Here is a 17,539-nt window from a genome sequence, read left to right on the forward strand (position 1 = left end):
GCCCCACTCGGTCCGTCCCTGATTACAGAGACACACCCTTTACCTTGCTTTCCAGCCGCTCGAGCGCGTTTTCAACGTCCTCGTCATGCGGCCTGAGCTCAAGTACCCGTTCATAGGCCCGATAGGCAAGCGCCTTATGGCCAACCTGTTCGTGGATCGCCCCTACACCGCGCAGCGCGCCGAAGTGGTCGGGGTTGAGCGCGAGAACGCGCTCCAGCGCGTCCATAGATTCGCCCAGCCGCTCCTCCTCGAAGTAGGCCAGCGCCAGCCCGTGCCAGCCTTCGGCGAACTCCGGCGCGTGATCTGTCAGCGCCCGGAAATGTTCGAGCGCCGCATCGAGATCCTCGACCTCAAGCGCGTCCCGGCCCCGCTTCAGCAGCAGGTCCATCGCCGGGGAGCCGGTCTTCGACCACTCCGTGATGATCTGGTTTTCCAGCCTCTGCGCCGCGGTCTCCGAGTCCGCGCCCTGAAGCTCCGACATGAGCTCGTCAAGGCGCTCATCCGCCGATGCCGCGAATGGTACGGAAATCATGACTGTGGCAAGAATTGCCGTGACGGTATTTTTGAATTCCATGTCACCCGTGCTCATAACCTGCCATGAGTGTAGCGCCCGTGCGCCGAATTTGAAGCGCACGATTTAGAGAGAAAGCACCAAGGAGTCTCTTATGAGCGAAGTTGTGACCAAGGCGGTGGCCGCCCTGCAGGAAAAGATGGCCGGCGAGTCCTTCGACGGCTCTGCGAAATTTGTCATCGAGGACGAAGGCAGCGTGATCATCGAGGGCGACACCGTCCGCGAGGGCGACGATGCCACCGATGTCACCCTGACCGCCGACCGCGACACGTTCGAGGCCATTCTTTCAGGCGACCTTAACCCGACTGCTGCATTCATGGGCGGCAAGCTCGCGGTCGATGGCGACATGTCGGCTGCAATGCGCCTTGCCGGAGTGCTTGCCTGATGTCTCTGACCCCCGCGCCTTTCTACGCAGATCTGTCCGAGGGTCCCGAAGGCTCGCGTGCCTTCTGGGTCGAGGCGCCGGATCTGCTGCGGTTGCGTATCGCGCATTTCCCGTCGCAGGGAACGCGGGGGACTGTCCTGCTCTTTCCGGGGCGGACCGAATACGTGGAGAAATACGGTCGCACCGCCGCGGCCCTTGCCGAGGCCGGGTATCACACGCTGGCCATCGACTGGCGCGGACAGGGGCTGGCCGACCGGATGCTGGAAGACCCGCGTACCGGCCACGTAGGCCTGTTCGAGGACTACCAGCACGACGTCGCGGCGATGAAGGCCATTGCCAAGGTGCTTGACCTGCCGCGTCCGCTGCACCTGATCGCTCATTCCATGGGCGGCTGCATCGGCCTGCGGTCGGTGATGGACGGGCTGCCGGTGGCCTCTGCCGTGTTCACCGGCCCGATGTGGGGCATCCGCATCGCCAACCCGGTCCGGCCCGCCGCCTGGGCGATCAGCCGGGTGTCGAAGTCCGTGGGTCTGGGCCACGTCTACGCGCCGGGCACGGGGGCCGACAGCTACGTCGCCTCGGCCGAGTTCGAGGACAACCTCCTGACACGCGACCCGGACATGTGGGACTACATGCGCCGCCAGGTGCTGGCCCATCCGGAGCTGCAACTGGGAGGCCCCTCCCTGCACTGGCTGCACGAGGCGCTGGCGGAGACGCGCTCGCTTGCGCGCCGCCCCTCGCCGCAACTGCCCTGCATCTGCTTCTGCGGATCGAACGAACGCATCGTCGACGTGGACCGCATCCGCACCCGCATGGCCAACTGGCCCGGCGGACGGCTGGACATGGTGCCCGCGGGCGAGCACGAGATCATGATGGAAGTCCCCTCCACCCGCGAGCGCGTGGTGTCGGAGATGGTCGCGCTTTTCGACAGCGCCGGCGAGGCACAGGCCCTCACCGCCTGAGTTCCCTGAAGAGGTTTCGCCGCGCTGGCGCGCGACGATCCGCGCGGCCTGCGGCCGCGCAGCGGGGCCCTGCCCCGCACCCCGAGGTATTTCCGCCAAGATGAAGGGCAGCCACTGAAGAGTGCGCGCCGTTGCCGCGAACTGGCCTGCGGTACTGGCTTCGGGATTGCGGCGGTTTAGATCTGCGGCATGACGGAGCCTGTCCTCACCTTCACCGACCGCGGGATCTACTGCCCTGCCGGGGATTTCTTCATCGATCCGTGGCGTCCGGTGGCGCGTGCGCTGATCACGCACGGGCATGCGGATCATGCGCGCCCGGGGCATGGATCGTACCTGGCCACCGAGGCGGCGCTGCCGGTCATGCGTCACCGCCTGGGCGAAATCAACGCGGAGGGGATCCGCTACGGCGAGGCGCGGCGCATCGGGGATGCCACCGTGTCCTTCCATCCTGCAGGGCATCTGCCCGGCTCGGCTCAGGTTCGGGTCGAGGTCGGGGGGCAGGTCTGGGTGGCATCCGGCGACTACAAGACCACGGACGATGGCTTCTGCGAGCCCTTCGAGCCTGTCCGCTGCCATGCCTTCATCACAGAGTGCACCTTCGGCCTGCCGGTGTTCACATGGGCCCCGCAGGCGGAGGTCGCCAGGGAAATCAACGCCTGGTGGCAGGCCTGCGCGGACGAGGGCAAGACGGCGCTGCTGGGCGCCTATTCGCTGGGGAAGGCGCAGCGGCTTCTGTCGCTGCTCGATCCGATCGGGCCGATCCTGACGCATGGGGCGGTGGAGGCGACGAACGAGGTGTTGCGCGGCCAGGGATATAGCCTGCCCGACACCACCCATGTCACGCCGGACCTCGACCTGAAGGCGTTGAAGACCCCGCTGGTGATCGCCCCGCCCTCGGCGCTTGGCGGGCAATGGGTGCGGCGCTTCAGGAATGCGTCCACGGGGTTTGCCTCCGGCTGGATGCGGCTGCGGGGCATCCGCCGCCGACGCGCCATGGACCGCGGATTCGTGCTCTCCGATCACGCCGACTGGCCGGGCCTGCAGGAGGCGATCAAGGCCACCGGCGCGGAAACCGTATTTGCGACGCATGGTTACACCGAGATCTTCGCACGCTGGCTGAGCGAGCAGGGCTATGACGCCCATGTCGTCCCGACCGAGTTCGGCGGCGAGGCGGACGAGGCGGAGTCCGCGGCATGAAACGCTTCACCCGGCTGTTCACCGCCCTCGACCAGACCACGAAAACATCCGTGAAAACAGACGCCTTGGCGGACTACTTCCGGCACGCACCGGACGAGGACAAGCTGTGGTGCATCGCGCTGTTCTCCGGCCGCCGCCCCAAGCGCGCGGTCAATGCCACAGAACTGCGCGGCCTTGCGGCAGAGCACGCCGGCATCCCCCTGTGGCTGTTCGAGGAAAGCTATCCAATCGTTGGCGATCTGGCAGAAACCATCGCGCTGGTCCTGCCGCCCCCGGAGCGGGACAGCGATTACTCGTTGAGCCATTGGATCAATGCGTTGCGGGACCTTAACCGTCTTCCGCTTGAAGAGCGCAAGCCGAAGATCGTCGCGGCCTGGGACCAGCTCGATACGCCGCAGCGGTTCCTGTTCACCAAGCTTCTGACCGGGGGCTTCAGGCTTGGCGTCAGCCGCAAGCTGATGACCCGCGCCCTCGCCCAGGCCACCGGGCAGGACGAGGCGGCGCTGGCGCTGAAGCTTATGGGAAGCTGGACGCCGGACACCAGGACCTTCCACGATCTTGTCGAACGCGACGACCCTGCCGCCGATGCCTCGCGCCCCTTTCCGTTCTACCTGGCCTACCAGCTGGAGGACCCACCCGAGGTGCTGGGGCCGCCGGAGGATTGGCAGGCGGAGTGGAAATGGGACGGCATACGCGGCCAGCTGATCCTGCGCGACGGGCAGCAACACCTGTGGTCGCGGGGCGAGGAGCTGCTGACCGACCGGTTCCCCGAGTTCGCGCGGGCGGCGGACTTCCTGCCTGACGGCTGTGTCTTCGACGGCGAGATTCTTGCATGGCGCGATGGCCCGCTGCCGTTTGCCACGCTGCAGCCCCGCATCACGCGCAAGACCGTGTCGAAGAAGCTCCTGAAGGACGCTCCGGTCACGCTTCTGGCCTATGATCTGCTGGAGCACGAGGGCCGCGACATCCGCGATCTGCCGCTGTCGGAACGGCGCGCACGGCTGAACGGCCTGCTGGCAAACCTGCCCCCTGACGCGCCCGTCCGCCTGTCGCCGGCCCTGCCCTTCGACGGCTGGGACACGCTGGCAGAGACCCGCAGCACGTCACGCGAACATCGCTCCGAAGGCCTGATGCTGAAGCGGCTGAACGCCCCTTACCTTTCCGGGCGCAAGAAGGGCGACTGGTGGAAGTGGAAGCTCGACCCGCTGACGGTCGACGCGGTGATGATCTATGCCCAACAAGGCCACGGGCGGCGCGCCAACCTGTTCACCGACTTCACCTTTGCCGTCTGGAAGGGCAACGAACTGGTGCCTTTCACAAAGGCCTACTCGGGCCTGACCGACAAGGAGTTCGACGAGATCACCCACTGGGTGCGCCGCAACACGCTGCAGCGTTTTGGCCCGGTCCGGCAGGTGCGCCCCGAACACGTCTTCGAGATCGCATTCGAAGGCATCCAGGCCAGTCCGCGCCACAAGTCCGGGATCGCCCTGCGGTTTCCGCGCATGGCCCGCTGGCGGCGCGACAAGCCGGTGGCGGAGGCGAACACGCTGGGCGACCTGCAGGAGATGCTGTCCGCCTACGGCTGAACCGGCGGAGCGGCGCCCATCAAGTGGCAAAAATCGTGCCGTTCCGGCCACATGCGGGGGCCGGAGGCATGCGGCGACCTTCCCTATGCCATCCACTCGTGGCTTTTATTCCTCGTCTCACTCAGGGGCTCATGATGCAGCGATTCCTCGGGCCCTCGGTCGCCCTTTCCCTGGCCGCTCCGCTGGCCACACAGGCGGCAGAGCCTGAACAAACGTCCTCGCTCGGTGGATTCAGCTACCACGGGACGCTGTCCATCGGCACGACGGACATGAAGCCCGGGCCGGGGATCGGCTTTGCGGATGTAACCTTCGGGGTGCCGCTGACGTCCCGCGCGCCGCTGACCTTCGAATTCGGCACCTACCTGTTCTCGCTCGACGGCAAGCGCCCGCACGAGACCTACGCCGCCTTCGCCTGGGACGGGCGGTACAAGCTGGGGGCGCTGCGCCCGGCCTATGACGCCGTGCTGCCGTCGGTGTTCGAGGACACGGCGCCCTTCCTTGCCTACAGCCGGGCCGAGTATACCCGCGCGTACAACACGGTCGAGGCAATGCGGCGCACGGCGGTCCCGTGGGGCCTGTCCGCCGAGGGCAGCGCCGGCGGTTTCGACTGGATCGTTTCCCTCCACGACGCGTCGAAAGGCGACTTCCGCTCCGCCTCCGCGGCGCTGACGTGGAACGGGGACAGCTACCGGCTGATGGCCGCCGTCGAAAGCGTCTGGACCAGCGAAAACGACCATGTCGCCACAAGCTCCAAGTTCGGCGGCACCTACCTGTTCGACCGGGGCGAAGTCGGGCTGGCGTACCTGCACCCGGAGGCCAACGAACGGCCCGACGCGGTGGCGTGGCACATGCGCGTGCCGCTTGCCGACCGGATCGGGATGGAGGCTATGGGCGAGTTCACCGAAGATGCGACCGACGATGCCTACGGGCTGGCCGTCGACTACAGCTTCAGGGAGTTCGGCAAGGTGACGATTGCAGCCACAGACGGGGCGCTCCACCCCGGGCTGCACGCCACCTACAGCCTGAAGTTCTGAGACCGTAAGGTCGCAGACGCGGCGCGCCCCGGAGGGACGCGCCGGATCCGTTCAGCCGCAGGTGGCCTCGAACGCAGCCTGGCCTTGGCCAATGCCCGTCACCGTGACGGTGCAGTTCTGGTCGCCGGAGGTTACATCGACACTTTCGCCCACGGCCACGCTCTGGGTGCTGACGCCGTTGACAGCGATCCGCGCCATGCCGTTCTCATCGTCCACGGACGACAGGAAGACGCGCACCGCCCCATCGGCAAGGCTGACGACGTTGCCGGGTTTCATGCCATTCTCGGGCGCCTCGCTTGCCGCCGCCTGCTGCTCTGCCTCTTCCTGCGCCGCGCCCTTGCAGTCCGAGCCCAGCGTCACGCCCTCATCCGTCAGCGCCATGACTGAAACTGCGCAGGTCTGCTCTCCGACGCTGGCCTCTTTCGTACCGCCGGCACCCAGCATCGATGGCTCCCCGTTGATCGACAGCCGGGCCGACCCGCTCTGCGCATCCAGCCTGGAAACGAACACCCGCAGCGCGCCGTCCGCGAAAATCGCGGTCTGACCCACGCCCATGGCCTCGCTCAGTTCCGCGGTATCGCTGGCGCTCATGGCCTCGGAGGAGGCATCCTCGCCCGATCCCGAGCCGCCACCGCCGCCCGCGGAGGCGACCGCGGAGGCTGCGATGAGCGCGCTTTCCTCGATCCCGCTCGAGATGTCGGCCAGCGCGGTCTTCATCGCCTCCGTCTGGCTTTTCGCCGTGTCGGAGATCTTGGTGCTCAGCGCCGTCTGCATCTCGTCCAGCTTCGCCGACATGCTCTCGGTCGAGGCGCGCACGCCCTCCGTCAGCGCCTCGGGGTCGACCTTGCTGTCGTTCACCGCCTGCTCCAGCGTGCCAAGCCGTTCCTCCAGCCGGGCCAAGGCCTCCTGCGTGCTGGTGGCCGCCTCGGCGGAGGCTTCCTGTGCCGGGGTCAGCGACTGGCCGATCGCCTCTGCCATCCTGCTTTCGCTCACCGCCCCGCCCACGGCGACGCCCGCCAGCAGACCGATGATTACGCCACCTGCGCCAAAGACCACGTGTTTGTTAGACATGCTGAAATTCCTCCCATGAATATCGCGTGCCCCGGTTTGATTCCCCGGGTGTCCCTTTTCAGTTTAGGGCGATCCTGCCGCGCGTCTCCAATCCTTTCGGCTATGCCCCTCGCCCAAATATCCGGCACCTCGCCTTGCCTTCCCCGTGATGCGGCACCTATGTCTTGCTCAAATGGCAAACAGAGGTACCCCTATGCGCATGACCGCCCCCCGTCCCGTCTTCGATGCCAATGCCAGTGCAGGCGGCAAGGACCTGGGCCCGCTGCCAGAGTGGGACCTGACCGATCTCTACCCCGCCCCCGACGCGCCGGAACTCAAACGCGATCTCGACTGGCTGGAGGACGCCTGCCGCAGCTTCGCCACCGATTACGAGGGCAAGCTGGCCTCGCTGGACGCGAAGGGGTTCCTCGACGCGATCCACCGGCACGAAAGGATCGAGGCCATCGCCGGACGGATCATGTCCTTCGCCGGCCTGCGTTACTACCAGATGACCGTCGACCCGGAGCGCGCCAAGTTCCTGTCCGACATGCAGGAGAAGATCACCGTCTACACGACGCCGCTGGTGTTCTTCACGCTGGAACTGAACCGGCTGGAGGATGACTTCTTCGACAGCCGCTACGCCGAAAACGCGGACCTCGCGCGCTACAAGCCCGCCATCCGCCGCATCCGCGCGATGAAGCCCTACCAACTGTCGGACGAGATGGAGAAATTCCTGCACGACATGGGCGTGGTCGGCGACGCGTGGGAACGTCTCTTCGACGAGACCATCGCCGGGCTCACCTTCACCATCGACAGTGAAGAGCAGAACATCGAGTCGACCCTGAACCACCTGACCGATCAGGACCGCTCCAAGCGCGAGGCCGCCGCCCGCGAACTGGCCCGCGTCTTCGGCGCCAACATCAGGACCTTCGCCCGTGTCCACAACACGCAGACCAAGGAGAAGGAGGTCATGGACCGCTGGCGCGGGATGCCCACCGCCCAGACCGGCCGTCACCTGTCCAACGATGTCGAGCCGGAGGTTGTCGAGGCCCTGCGCAATGCCGTGGTCGCCGCCTATCCCCGCCTCAGCCACCGCTACTACGAGCTGAAGCGCAAGTGGCTCGGCCTGGACCGCATGGAGGTCTGGGACCGCAACGCGCCGCTGCCGATGGAAACCGACCGCATCGTCAAATGGCCCGAAGCGCGCAGCATGGTCATGGACGCCTACACCGCCTTCGACCCCCGCATGGGCGAGATCGCGACCCCCTTCTTCGAAAAGGGCTGGATCGACGCGGCGGTGAAACCCGGTAAGGCCCCCGGCGCCTTCGCCCACCCCACCGTGACGGACGCGCACCCCTACGTTCTGCTGAACTACCTCGGCAAGCCGCGCGACGTGATGACGCTAGCGCACGAACTGGGCCACGGCGTGCACCAGGTTCTGGCGGCTGACCAAGGCGAGATGCTGGCCTCCACCCCGCTCACGCTGGCTGAAACGGCGTCGGTGTTCGGCGAGATGCTGACCTTCCGCAAGATGCTGGAAAACGCCAAGGATCAGAAGGAACGCAAGGTCCTGCTGGCCGGCAAGGTCGAGGACATGATCAACACGGTCGTGCGCCAGATCGCCTTCTACGACTTCGAGTGCAAGCTGCACGAGGCCCGTCGCGGCGGCGAACTGACCCCGGACGACATCAACGCGCTCTGGATGTCGGTGCAGGCGGAATCGCTGGGCGAGGCCTTCGACTTCATGGAAGGCTACGAGACCTTCTGGGCCTATATCCCGCACTTCGTGCACTCGCCCTTCTACGTCTACGCCTATGCCTTCGGCGACGGCCTCGTGAATGCACTCTACGCCGCTTACGAGGAGCAGCCGGAGGGTTTCCAGGACAAGTATTTCGACATGCTGAAAGCCGGCGGATCGAAGCACCACAAGGAGCTCTTGGCGCCCTTCGGCCTCGATGCCACGGACCCGGCGTTCTGGGACAAGGGCCTGTCGATGATCGAAGGCTTCATCGACGAACTGGAAGCCATGGAAGAATGAGCGGCGAGGACGCGCCCGGGGCCGGTTACACACTCGGGCGCGTCCTCGACCACGTTGCGCTGCGGGTCGCGGACTATCCCGCCTCGCGGCGCTTCTACATGGCGATCTTCGCGGCACTGGGGCTGTCGGCTCACGTCCACGAAGGTCCCGACGGCCTCGACATCGACGAACTCTACATCGGCCCTGCCCGTCAGGGTGGTCCGGTCACAAGGGGCCTGCACCTGTGCCTGCAGGCCAAAAACCGTGCGGAGGTTCAGGCAGCGCACGCACAAGGGGTTTCCGCCGGTGGTCTCGACAACGGGGCGCCCGGTCTCCGGGACTATCACCCGGGCTACTACGCCGCCTTTCTGCTGGACCCCGACGGCAACAATATCGAGATTAAGGTGGATGAGCGGGTCACATCCCGATCCGCTCCGTCCATAGAGGTCGCGACCGGCTGAAAGCCTTCACTTCAACTGCGAATCCTTGGATCCGCGGCGATTGATGCCCGCGCGCTTGACGTCGCGCCCCTGACGCTCCGCCGCACAATCCACGCACAGCTTCACACCCGGAAGGGCCACACGCCGCTTCTCGGGGATCTCCTCACCGCACTCCGCGCATTCCTTCAGGCTCTCGCCGATCGGCGCGCGACGCAGCTTCATGCGCTCCAGCTCTTCCTGGATCGTCGCTTCCATCTGCTCGTTTTCCGCGCCATCGCGGCTCCATCCGCCCGCCATCGTGCACCTCCGTCCGGATTTCGGCCCTGAGACGACAATTGCAGCACGTCTCGGCGATATAACGCAAGCGTCACGAAGCCGGTTGCCTTCTCACACCCCGACGACACAGGGCGCTCACAGGAAAACTTGAAACCGGATCGGTCCGGCGCACGTATCTCTCACGAAACCGCACCTGCAGGAGCGCCCCGATGATCCGCACCGCCACCCTCCTCCTGAGCCTGCTGGCAACGCCGCTCGCGGCGGCCAGCTTCACCTTCAACAGCATCGACGGCGGGACGCTCGACCTCGACGACTGGAAGGGCCAGCCGGTCCTCGTCGTCAACACCGCCTCGCGCTGCGGCTTCACCCCGCAATACGAGGGCCTGCAGACTCTTTACGACCGGCACAAGGAAGACGGCCTTGTCGTCCTCGCCGTGCCCTCAGACGACTTCCGCCAGGAACTGGCAACCGCCGAAGCGGTGGCGGATTTCTGTGCCGTGAACTTCGGACTGACCCTGCCGATGACCGACATCACCCATGTGCGCGGCGCGGATGCACACCCGTTCTACCAGTGGGTCCGCCAGCAGAGCGGGTTCGAGCCGTCGTGGAACTTCAACAAGGTGCTCATCGGTCCCGATGGGGCGGTGGTTGCCACCTTCGGGTCGACGGCCAAGCCGCTGTCGAAACCGATCACCTCCGCGATCCAGCCCTACCTGAAATGAAAAAGGGTGCCCCACCGGGGCACCCACTGCATGATTTTGGGCGTCTGAGGACAGATCAGTCCCGAAGCAGGGCGTAGATCTCGTCCTTCAGAATGGCCCGCTCCTTGCGGAGCTGGTCTTCGGCCAGTTGCTCCATCGGTTCGACGTTGGTGGCCGCGCGATGCACGCGGCGGTTCACGTCGTGGTACTGCTCTGCCAGACGGGCGAAATGCGCATCGCTGGACTTCAGTTCATGCAGCTTCGCGGCGAATTCCGGGAATTCTTCTGAAAGCTCGTGGGGCGTATGGGACATTTGCGTCTCCTGTGTCTCTTGCGTCCGACCAGACACTAGAGCCGCACCGCGTCACCGACCTTGATGCGCATCAAGTCTGCATGTATTTCGGGCTCATCGCCTGGCGCGTCGCCACCCGGCCTTGCGCGCCTCGTCCTCCGAACAGAACCACCGCTCCCCGCGCGCCTCGCTGATGACGGTCGCGTCATAGTCGCGCTGGCCGGGGACGTGATAGATCATGGTCCCGCCCGAGCTGCTGATGTTGCCCTTGATCCGGCAGCCCTCCGGCACCTCCTGCCCCAAGGCCGCGGTCTTTGCACGGGCGTCGCGTTGCACCGCCCGGAAACGGGCCGGGCGCTCGAAGGCCATGCCATGCAGGCCGCGCCCCGCATCGCGCGCAGAGGATTCGTCGGTCAGGTAATCCTGCGAGTACTTGGCATAGGCCAGCGCCAGCCCTTCCGCCACGAGGTGTTGCCCGACATCTTCGCCGCCGACGAAACACTTCGCCACGACGCGGCCATAGCGGTCGATGTCCACCTCGGCGCAGCGCGCGTCCGCGCCGTCGTAAACCGACCTGACCTTATCGGACACCCAGGCCCCGCAGGGCCACGGGCTGACACCCCGGGCGCCGCACATCTGCGTGCTTTCCGGTGTGTCGATCCCGTGAAGCCGGACCCGCGTCTCGCCGATCGCAAAGGTGTCGCCGTCGATCACGCGCACCTTTCCGGCGACCTCCGCATGGGCAGGCATCGCAAGGCAAAACAGGACGGCGAGGAACGGTCTGAACATGCCTGCAAACATCGGAACGGCGCAGGCCAAGTCAATAACCTGTGTTAAAGAATGATTAACGCGTGGGAGAAATTATTACCAAATGTCGCCTGAACGTCCGGTGTGGGCGCCTGTGCCCCGGGCATCAATACGGCCCCGCCAAAGGCGCGCAGTCCGACCCTCAGACGCACCGCCCGGTGGCTCGCATCGCGGTACTCCGCGGGCGCGTCCAGCGTCGCAAAGCCCAGACCGCTGCGCAGGATCGCCGCACCGAGGTCATCTCGACCGTCAAGGCAAAACGCCGTGAATTCCGCCCCGTCCTGCGCGAAATGCCCGAGACACGACAGCAAACGCCCATCATAGCGCGCTTTCAGCTCTCCCACGGCCCACCGCCCGCAGGCGAAACCCTCGCCGCAATAGAGATCCTCGTTTACGCTTTCGAGGCCGCGCAGACGAACGACAGTATCGCCCACCACGATCCGCGCGCCATCCAGAACCCGAGCGGGCCCGCTCACCACTGTGCCTCCGGCAAGGACGGACCCCGGCACGGCAAGCGCCATAACGGGGACAATGATCTTCAGCATTCTTAACATTGCATTAACGTGCGACGCAGCGGCCGCACGTTCAACGCGTTTCTGAAGTCTTCGTTAACGCTGCTGCGTCTGCCATTCGGGGTGAATCCACGGCGTCGCAGCCTCTGGCGGAAGCCGCCTGCCCAGCATGTGATCGGCGATCTTCTCGCCCGTCATGATCGACGGCGCATTGAGGTTGCCGTTGGTGATGCGCGGGAAGATCGAACTGTCCGCCACGCGCAACCCCTCCACCCCGATCACCCTTCCCTCCGGATCGACCACGGCATCGCGGTCGTCGGTACGCCCCATCCTGCAGGTGCCGCAGGGGTGATACGCGCTCTCCACGTGGTCGCGGATTACATCGTCCAGCTCGTCGTCGGTCTGAGCGTCGGCGCCCGGCTGAAGCTCGACACCGCGGAAGGGCGCAAAGGCCTCCTGCGCAAAAATCTCCCGGGTCAGCCGGATCGCGGTGCGGAAATCCTCCCAGTCCTCCGGGCAACTCATGTAGTTGAACAGGATCTTGGGCGCCTCGCCGGGATCGGCAGAGCGCAGCGTCACCGCCCCGCGCGACGGCGACCGCATCGGCCCGGTGTGGGCCTGGAACCCGTGACCCTCCGGCGCGACGGCGCCATCGTAACGCACGGCGATCGGCAGGAAATGGTACTGGATGTCGGGATATTGCACCCCGGCGCGCGAGCGGATGAACCCCGCGCTTTCGAACTGGTTGGACGCGCCGGGCCCGCTCCGGCCGAACAGCCATTGCGCCCCGACCCAGGCCTTGCCCCAGAGGTTCCAGTACTTGGCCAGCGACACCGGCTGGGTGGAGGTCATCTGGACATAAAGCTCGAGGTGATCCTGAAGGTTGCGCCCGACACCGGGCCGGTCGGCGCGCACCTCGATACCATGTTCGGACAGGTGCGCCGCGGGGCCGATCCCGGACAGCATGAGCAGCTTGGGCGAATTGATCGCACTGGCGGAAAGCACCACCTCGCGCCGCGCGCGGATCACCTCGGTCGCGCCGCCGCGCGAGATCTCGACACCCGTGGCGCGCCCGTCTTCGAAGACCACGCGTTGGGCCAGTCCGCGCACGATCTCGGCCCCCATCGCCTTTGCGGGCCGCAGGTAGGCCTTGGCCGCGGACCAGCGCTCTCCCTGCCAGACGGTCATGTCGAAGGCGCCAAAGCCTTCCTGCTGTGCGCCGTTGTAGTCGCCGGTCACGGGATATCCCGCCTGCCGTCCGGCCTCGACAAAGGCCTGCACCAGCGGGTTGTCCCGCCGCCCGCGCGTGACATGCAGCGGCCCGCCGGAACCGCGCAGCGACGGGTCGCCGCCATGGCCGCCGTGGTGCCAGTCTTCCATGCGCCGGAAGTAGGGCAACACGTCGGAATAGCCCCAGCCGTCGGCGCCCTGCTCGGCCCAGTGTTCATAGTCCAGCGCGTGGCCGCGCACGTAGATCATGCCGTTGATGGAGGACGATCCGCCCAGCACCTTGCCGCGCGGACAGGCCATCCGGCGCCCGCCGAGGTGCGGCTCCGGCTCGGTCCGGAAACCCCAGTCGTAGCGCTTCATGTTCATCGGGTAGCTGAGCGCGCCGGGCATGTTGATGAACGGCCCCCAGTCAGAGCCGCCATGCTCGATCACGATGACCGAATGCCCGGCTTCCACCAGCCGGTAGGTCAGCGCGCAGCCTGCCGATCCAGCACCCACCACGACATAATCCGCCAACATGTCCGTCTTCCTTCAAGGCTTGCAGGCTGTCGCCCGGCAAGGCCGGATACCTCCGGCGGGGATGTGTTCAGTCCAGAAAACTGGCGCCGCCGGACGAGGCCGCCGGTGCCGCGAGGTCGTACCGGAAACTCACCGGCGAATTGGTCTTGCGCCCGTCCGGATTGGGACCGGAACCGGCTCCGTCAGGAAGCCGGACGAAAAGGACAGGTTACGGGTCATCAGCCGCGTCCTTCGGACGGTCCGTGCATCAGGGCGTGCGCCGCGCGGATCACCTCGTCCGCCGCGCCGCCGATGCCTCGACCGGACAACGCCGCGCGCAGGTAGACACCGTCGATCAGCGCGCCGATCTGCTCGGCCACCAGCTCCGGCTCCTTGCAGCGGCCGCGCAAGGCGTGCCGCAGGTTCGAACGGAGCCGCGCGTGATAGACCGACAGCAGGCGCCGCGCGCCCGGTTCGCTCTGCGCCATGCCGTAGAAGCTGAGCCACGCCGAAATCGTGGGCCGCTCGAAGCAGCTTTCGGCAAAGTTCGCCTCGATCAGCGCTTCGAGTCGCCTGCCCTTGCGCGCGGTGGCCAGGGCAGCGCGCACTTCGGCGCCGTATTCGGAAAGGATATGACGCATGGCGGCGAGGAAGATATCCGTCTTGCCGCCGAAATAGTGGTGCGCCAGGGCGGTGGACATGCCGGCGCGTTTGGCGATCTGCCCGACCGTCACGTCGAGCGACCCCTTGGCCCCGATCTCAGCGACCGTGGCTGCCACCAGCGCCCTGCGCCGTATCGGTTCCTGTCCCAGCTTTGGCATGGGTCAGGGTTTGCCTTTTGTTGACTGATGAGTCAATCAAGAAGCGTTGTCTGGGACGCATGGCTAATAACCAAGTCAGGCCAATCGCCGGGTCCCGGGCATCATCAGCGAGGTCCATCCAAACCGCCAAGGCGGATCGCATGGGTCCATGTGTCCGCACTTCGGGGAACGGTGCGCCGCCACAGGCCTGCTGACCTGCTCAGCCCCGGTTCCGTCGGTCCCTGTCTCAGAGGGCAAGCGTTCCCAGCACGCGGTTCTGCGGCAGGCGCGACACCTCAACGCCGACATCCGTGCGGCGGAGGTTGTAGCCGTAGCCCTTCATCCGGAACCGCCATTCCGCATCGGACAGGGCCTTGCCCCGTTCGCGCAGCAGGAAGGCCTCGATCTCGGCCATGTTCTCGGTCAACTTGTTCTCTGCAAACATATCACTCTCTCCTGTAGCAAGCTTTCGCTACGTCAAGTGTTGCTCACGTATTGCGGCGCGAATGCGTCCACCGCGGGGATTTTTCGCGTTCTCGCAACAAAGGTCCGCTGACTACAGCTTCGTTTCCGAAACGACCGGTGTGATGCGCCGCTTCAGCACCGCCTCCCGCCAAGTGATGAAGATCACGGCCGCCATGATGACCGACCCGCCCGCGACCACCCACAGGTCGACCGGCTCCGCGAAGAACATCGCGCCGATCAGCACCGACCAGACAAGCTGGAGGAAGGTGACCGGCTGCGTCACCGTCACGGGGGCCGCCACGAAGGCCAGGGTCATGGCGTAGTGACCGCCCGTGGCGAAACAGGCCACGCCGAACAGCAGGGCCAGCTCGGTCCAGGTGGGCCAGACCCAGACAGAGAGCGCCATGGGCGCCAGCCCGACCGTCACGGTCAGCGACATCATGATGACCACGACCGAGGGGCGCACCTCGCTCGACAGGATCTTGGCCAGCAGGTAGGAGCCGCCGAACACCAGCGCCGTGACCAGCATGGCGTAGTGCCCGGGATCGAGTTCGCGGAACCCGGGCCGCAGGATCAGCATGGCCCCCACGAGGGCAGCGACGATTGCGCCAACACGCCGGACCGCAAGCCGCTCGCCCAGGAAAAACACCGCCAGCACGGTCACGTAGACCGGGTTTAGGTAGTTCATCGCCGTGACCTCGGCGAGCGGGATGCGTGTCATGGCATAGAACCAGAGCGCCACGCCGACCGTGTGCATGCCGCCCCGAAGCAGGAACAGGCCCCACAGTTTGCGCGTGAATGTCGCCTGATGCAGATCCCGCCACATCGGCGCAAGAAAGACGAGGCCAAGCAGGAAGCGCAGGAAGGCAGCCTCCACCGCCGGAATCCGGTCGCCCAGGGCCTTCACCAACGCAGTCACACCAACGAAGCACAGCCCCGTGACAACCATCCAGAAGATGCCCACACCGGGCCGTGCCGCCTGTTCCATGCCGACAACATGTTTCTCGGGGAAGGGATTGTCCATGCCTGACGCAAGGGCTTTCCGACGGAGGCGGCGAGGCGTTGCACAGGACCCTCGCCCCGCTCCCCAGCGGGCCAGCGCGGAGAAACTCCGTCGGGCCGCGGCCCGCCTCCCCGCTCAGCCCATCAGCAGCGACACCGCGATAATGAGCATGGTCGTGCCCACCACCAGGTCGAGGATCCGCCAGGCGGAGGGCCGGGCGAACCACGGCGCAAGGCTGCGCGCGCCATAGCCCAGTCCGAAGAAGAAGACGAAGCTGGCCACCATCGCCCCCGCCGCAAACGCCACCCGGTCCGCGTATTGCGCCGAGACCGACCCCACCAGCACCACCGTGTCGAGGTAGACATGCGGATTGAGCCAGGTGAAGGCGAGACAGGCCAGGACCGCAGCCTTCAGGCTCTGCGCGCCCTCGCCCGCACGAAGCGCCGCACCGCCCCGCCATGCGGACAGCAAAGTCCGGATGCCGTACCACGTCAGGAAGAGCGCCCCGAAGACCCGCATGCCCCATTCCAGCCCGGGCACGGCCCTTGCCAGCGCCCCGAACCCCAGCACACCCGCGGCGATCAGCACCGCGTCGGACAGCGCGCAGACCAGCACCACCGGCAGCACATGCGCCCCGCGCAGCCCCTGCCGCAGGACAAAGGCATTCTGCGCGCCAATCGCGAGGATCAGGGAAAATCCAAGGGCAAAGCCCGCCAATGCCGCATCCATCCGGACCTCCTTCGGTTCGTCCACGGACTACCGCGGGTTGCCGCTGCAGGCGAATTAATCCAGTTTTATCTGATGAAGCATTGCTAATCAGAGGCCCAATGTACGACCCGGCGCAACTCTCGGCACTCGAAGCGGTCCTGCGGCTTGGCGCGTTCGAGGCCGCCGCCGCCGAACTCAACGTCACGCCATCGGCGATTTCCCAACGTATCCGGGCGCTTGAGGATCGCGTCGGCGCGCCGCTCGTCCTGCGGCAATCCCCCGCCAGCGCGACGGAGACGGGCGCACGGCTTGCGCGTCATGCCCGCGAATGCGCCCTGCTGGACGCCGCGCTGGCCCGGGACCTCGGGCGCGCGGCGCAGGCGCGGCTGCGCATCGCGTTGAACGCCGACAGCCTCGACACCTGGGCTATTCCCGCGCTGGCGCGCACCGATTTCCTCTACGACATTGCCATCGAGGACGAATCCGTCTCGGACCGGCGCCTCAGGGACGGCGACGTGACCGCCGCCATCACCGCCCGCGCGCAGCCGGTGCAGGGCTGCGATGCGGTTCCGCTGGGTGTCACGCGCTACATCGCCACCTGCTCGCCCGCCTTCCGCGACCGGCATTTCGCCGATGGGCTGACAGAGGACGCACTGACCACGGCGCCGATGCTCGACTATTCCGGCAAGGACGTGCTGCAACGGCGCTGGCTGGCAGACCTCAACGGCCGCCCGCTGTCGCCGCCGACGCATCACCTGCCCTCTACCCACGGCTTCGTGGAGGCGGCGCGCTGCGGCCTTGGCTGGGGTCTCAACCCTCTGCCGCTGGTGGCGGCCCTGCTGGAGAGCGGCGAACTGGTCGCCATGGCGCCCGACCGTCCGCGCGACGTGCCGCTTTACTGGCAGGTGCGCAGCATCACCGCACCGGCGATCCGCCCCCTGACACGGGCGCTGCGCCGTGCGGCGGGCGAGGCGCTGTTGCCCATGCCCTGAAACGACAGACGCG

Annotated in this window: 20 protein-coding genes; 9 read left to right on the forward strand and 11 right to left on the reverse strand. The window is 66.4% G+C overall.

The genetic code is table 11. From position 1 onward, the window contains the following. Positions 1-22: 22 nt before the first annotated feature. Positions 23-574 (reverse strand): tetratricopeptide repeat protein, encoded by a 552-nt coding sequence (locus QNI11_RS14370; RefSeq protein WP_306418197.1) that lies wholly within the window; start codon positions 572-574, stop codon positions 23-25. Between the two features lie 91 nt (positions 575-665). Here QNI11_RS14370 and QNI11_RS14375 point away from each other — a divergent pair, with 91 nt between their 5' ends. The 5 genes from QNI11_RS14375 to QNI11_RS14395 all read left to right on the forward strand — a co-directional run bounded on the left by QNI11_RS14375 (position 666) and on the right by QNI11_RS14395 (position 5,735). Beyond that, positions 666-956: an SCP2 sterol-binding domain-containing protein gene (locus QNI11_RS14375; protein ID WP_100929932.1), complete on the forward strand. Its 291-nt coding sequence runs from the start codon at positions 666-668 to the stop codon at positions 954-956. Next, positions 956-1,918 (forward strand): alpha/beta fold hydrolase, encoded by a 963-nt coding sequence (locus QNI11_RS14380; RefSeq protein ID WP_100929931.1) that lies wholly within the window; start codon positions 956-958, stop codon positions 1,916-1,918. Before QNI11_RS14375 ends, QNI11_RS14380 begins: the two co-directional genes overlap by 1 nt. 189 nt (positions 1,919-2,107) lie before the next feature. After that, positions 2,108-3,115, forward strand: coding sequence for a ligase-associated DNA damage response exonuclease (locus QNI11_RS14385; RefSeq protein WP_283980649.1), 1,008 nt, complete (start codon positions 2,108-2,110; stop codon positions 3,113-3,115). Further along, complete coding sequence (locus tag QNI11_RS14390; RefSeq protein WP_283980650.1) at positions 3,112-4,701, forward strand: ATP-dependent DNA ligase; 1,590 nt, start codon at positions 3,112-3,114, stop codon at positions 4,699-4,701. The genes QNI11_RS14385 and QNI11_RS14390 overlap by 4 nt, the downstream gene beginning before the upstream one ends. A gap of 134 nt (positions 4,702-4,835) precedes the next feature. Next, entirely contained in the window at positions 4,836-5,735 is a 900-nt protein-coding gene (locus QNI11_RS14395; protein ID WP_283980651.1) for a hypothetical protein, read from the forward strand. Positions 5,736-5,786: 51 nt separating this feature from the next. On the opposite strand, the gene QNI11_RS14400 is transcribed toward QNI11_RS14395, so the two are convergent. Beyond that, complete coding sequence (locus tag QNI11_RS14400; protein WP_283980652.1) at positions 5,787-6,806, reverse strand: hypothetical protein; 1,020 nt, start codon at positions 6,804-6,806, stop codon at positions 5,787-5,789. Positions 6,807-6,999: 193 nt separating this feature from the next. On the opposite strand from QNI11_RS14400, the gene QNI11_RS14405 reads away from it, so the two are divergent. After that, positions 7,000-8,823, forward strand: coding sequence for a M3 family oligoendopeptidase (locus QNI11_RS14405; RefSeq protein ID WP_283980653.1), 1,824 nt, complete (start codon positions 7,000-7,002; stop codon positions 8,821-8,823). Beyond that, positions 8,820-9,263 carry a VOC family protein gene (locus QNI11_RS14410; RefSeq protein ID WP_283980654.1) on the forward strand — a complete coding sequence of 148 codons (444 nt, stop codon included), beginning with the start codon at positions 8,820-8,822 and terminating at the stop codon, positions 9,261-9,263. The genes QNI11_RS14405 and QNI11_RS14410 overlap by 4 nt, the downstream gene beginning before the upstream one ends. 6 nt (positions 9,264-9,269) lie before the next feature. Here the strand turns inward: QNI11_RS14410 and QNI11_RS14415 are convergent, their stop codons facing one another. Further along, positions 9,270-9,539, reverse strand: coding sequence for a DksA/TraR family C4-type zinc finger protein (locus tag QNI11_RS14415; protein ID WP_100929924.1), 270 nt, complete (start codon positions 9,537-9,539; stop codon positions 9,270-9,272). A gap of 188 nt (positions 9,540-9,727) precedes the next feature. Between QNI11_RS14415 and QNI11_RS14420 the strand changes: the two genes are divergently transcribed. Beyond that, positions 9,728-10,240, forward strand: coding sequence for a glutathione peroxidase (locus QNI11_RS14420; RefSeq protein ID WP_100929923.1), 513 nt, complete (start codon positions 9,728-9,730; stop codon positions 10,238-10,240). Between the two features lie 55 nt (positions 10,241-10,295). Here the strand turns inward: QNI11_RS14420 and QNI11_RS14425 are convergent, their stop codons facing one another. From QNI11_RS14425 to QNI11_RS14460, 8 genes are all read right to left on the reverse strand, one after another. Further along, a complete protein-coding gene (locus QNI11_RS14425) occupies positions 10,296-10,532 on the reverse strand; it encodes a YdcH family protein (RefSeq protein ID WP_283980655.1) in 237 nt (78 codons plus the stop codon). Between the two features lie 93 nt (positions 10,533-10,625). Beyond that, on the reverse strand, positions 10,626-11,300 hold the full coding sequence (locus QNI11_RS14430; RefSeq protein ID WP_283980656.1) for a thermonuclease family protein: 675 nt from the start codon (positions 11,298-11,300) through the stop codon (positions 10,626-10,628). A 44-nt stretch (positions 11,301-11,344) separates the two neighbouring features. Then, positions 11,345-11,863: a thermonuclease family protein gene (locus tag QNI11_RS14435; RefSeq protein WP_283980657.1), complete on the reverse strand. Its 519-nt coding sequence runs from the start codon at positions 11,861-11,863 to the stop codon at positions 11,345-11,347. A 63-nt stretch (positions 11,864-11,926) separates the two neighbouring features. Continuing rightward, complete coding sequence (gene betA, locus QNI11_RS14440; RefSeq protein ID WP_283980658.1) at positions 11,927-13,579, reverse strand: choline dehydrogenase; 1,653 nt, start codon at positions 13,577-13,579, stop codon at positions 11,927-11,929. 218 nt (positions 13,580-13,797) lie between these two features. Beyond that, complete coding sequence (betI, locus tag QNI11_RS14445; RefSeq protein ID WP_100929919.1) at positions 13,798-14,379, reverse strand: transcriptional regulator BetI; 582 nt, start codon at positions 14,377-14,379, stop codon at positions 13,798-13,800. A gap of 226 nt (positions 14,380-14,605) precedes the next feature. Beyond that, on the reverse strand, positions 14,606-14,803 hold the full coding sequence (locus QNI11_RS14450; protein WP_100929918.1) for a hypothetical protein: 198 nt from the start codon (positions 14,801-14,803) through the stop codon (positions 14,606-14,608). Between the two features lie 111 nt (positions 14,804-14,914). Further along, positions 14,915-15,847 (reverse strand): DMT family transporter, encoded by a 933-nt coding sequence (locus QNI11_RS14455; RefSeq protein WP_198521740.1) that lies wholly within the window; start codon positions 15,845-15,847, stop codon positions 14,915-14,917. Between the two features lie 114 nt (positions 15,848-15,961). Continuing rightward, positions 15,962-16,555: a LysE/ArgO family amino acid transporter gene (locus tag QNI11_RS14460; protein ID WP_283980659.1), complete on the reverse strand. Its 594-nt coding sequence runs from the start codon at positions 16,553-16,555 to the stop codon at positions 15,962-15,964. Positions 16,556-16,653: 98 nt separating this feature from the next. On the opposite strand from QNI11_RS14460, the gene QNI11_RS14465 reads away from it, so the two are divergent. Further along, positions 16,654-17,526, forward strand: coding sequence for a LysR family transcriptional regulator ArgP (locus QNI11_RS14465; RefSeq protein WP_283980660.1), 873 nt, complete (start codon positions 16,654-16,656; stop codon positions 17,524-17,526). Positions 17,527-17,539 lie beyond the last annotated feature (13 nt).

Origin of the sequence: Sagittula sp. MA-2 (assembly GCF_030126985.1) — a bacterium.
Lineage (GTDB): Bacteria > Pseudomonadota > Alphaproteobacteria > Rhodobacterales > Rhodobacteraceae > Sagittula.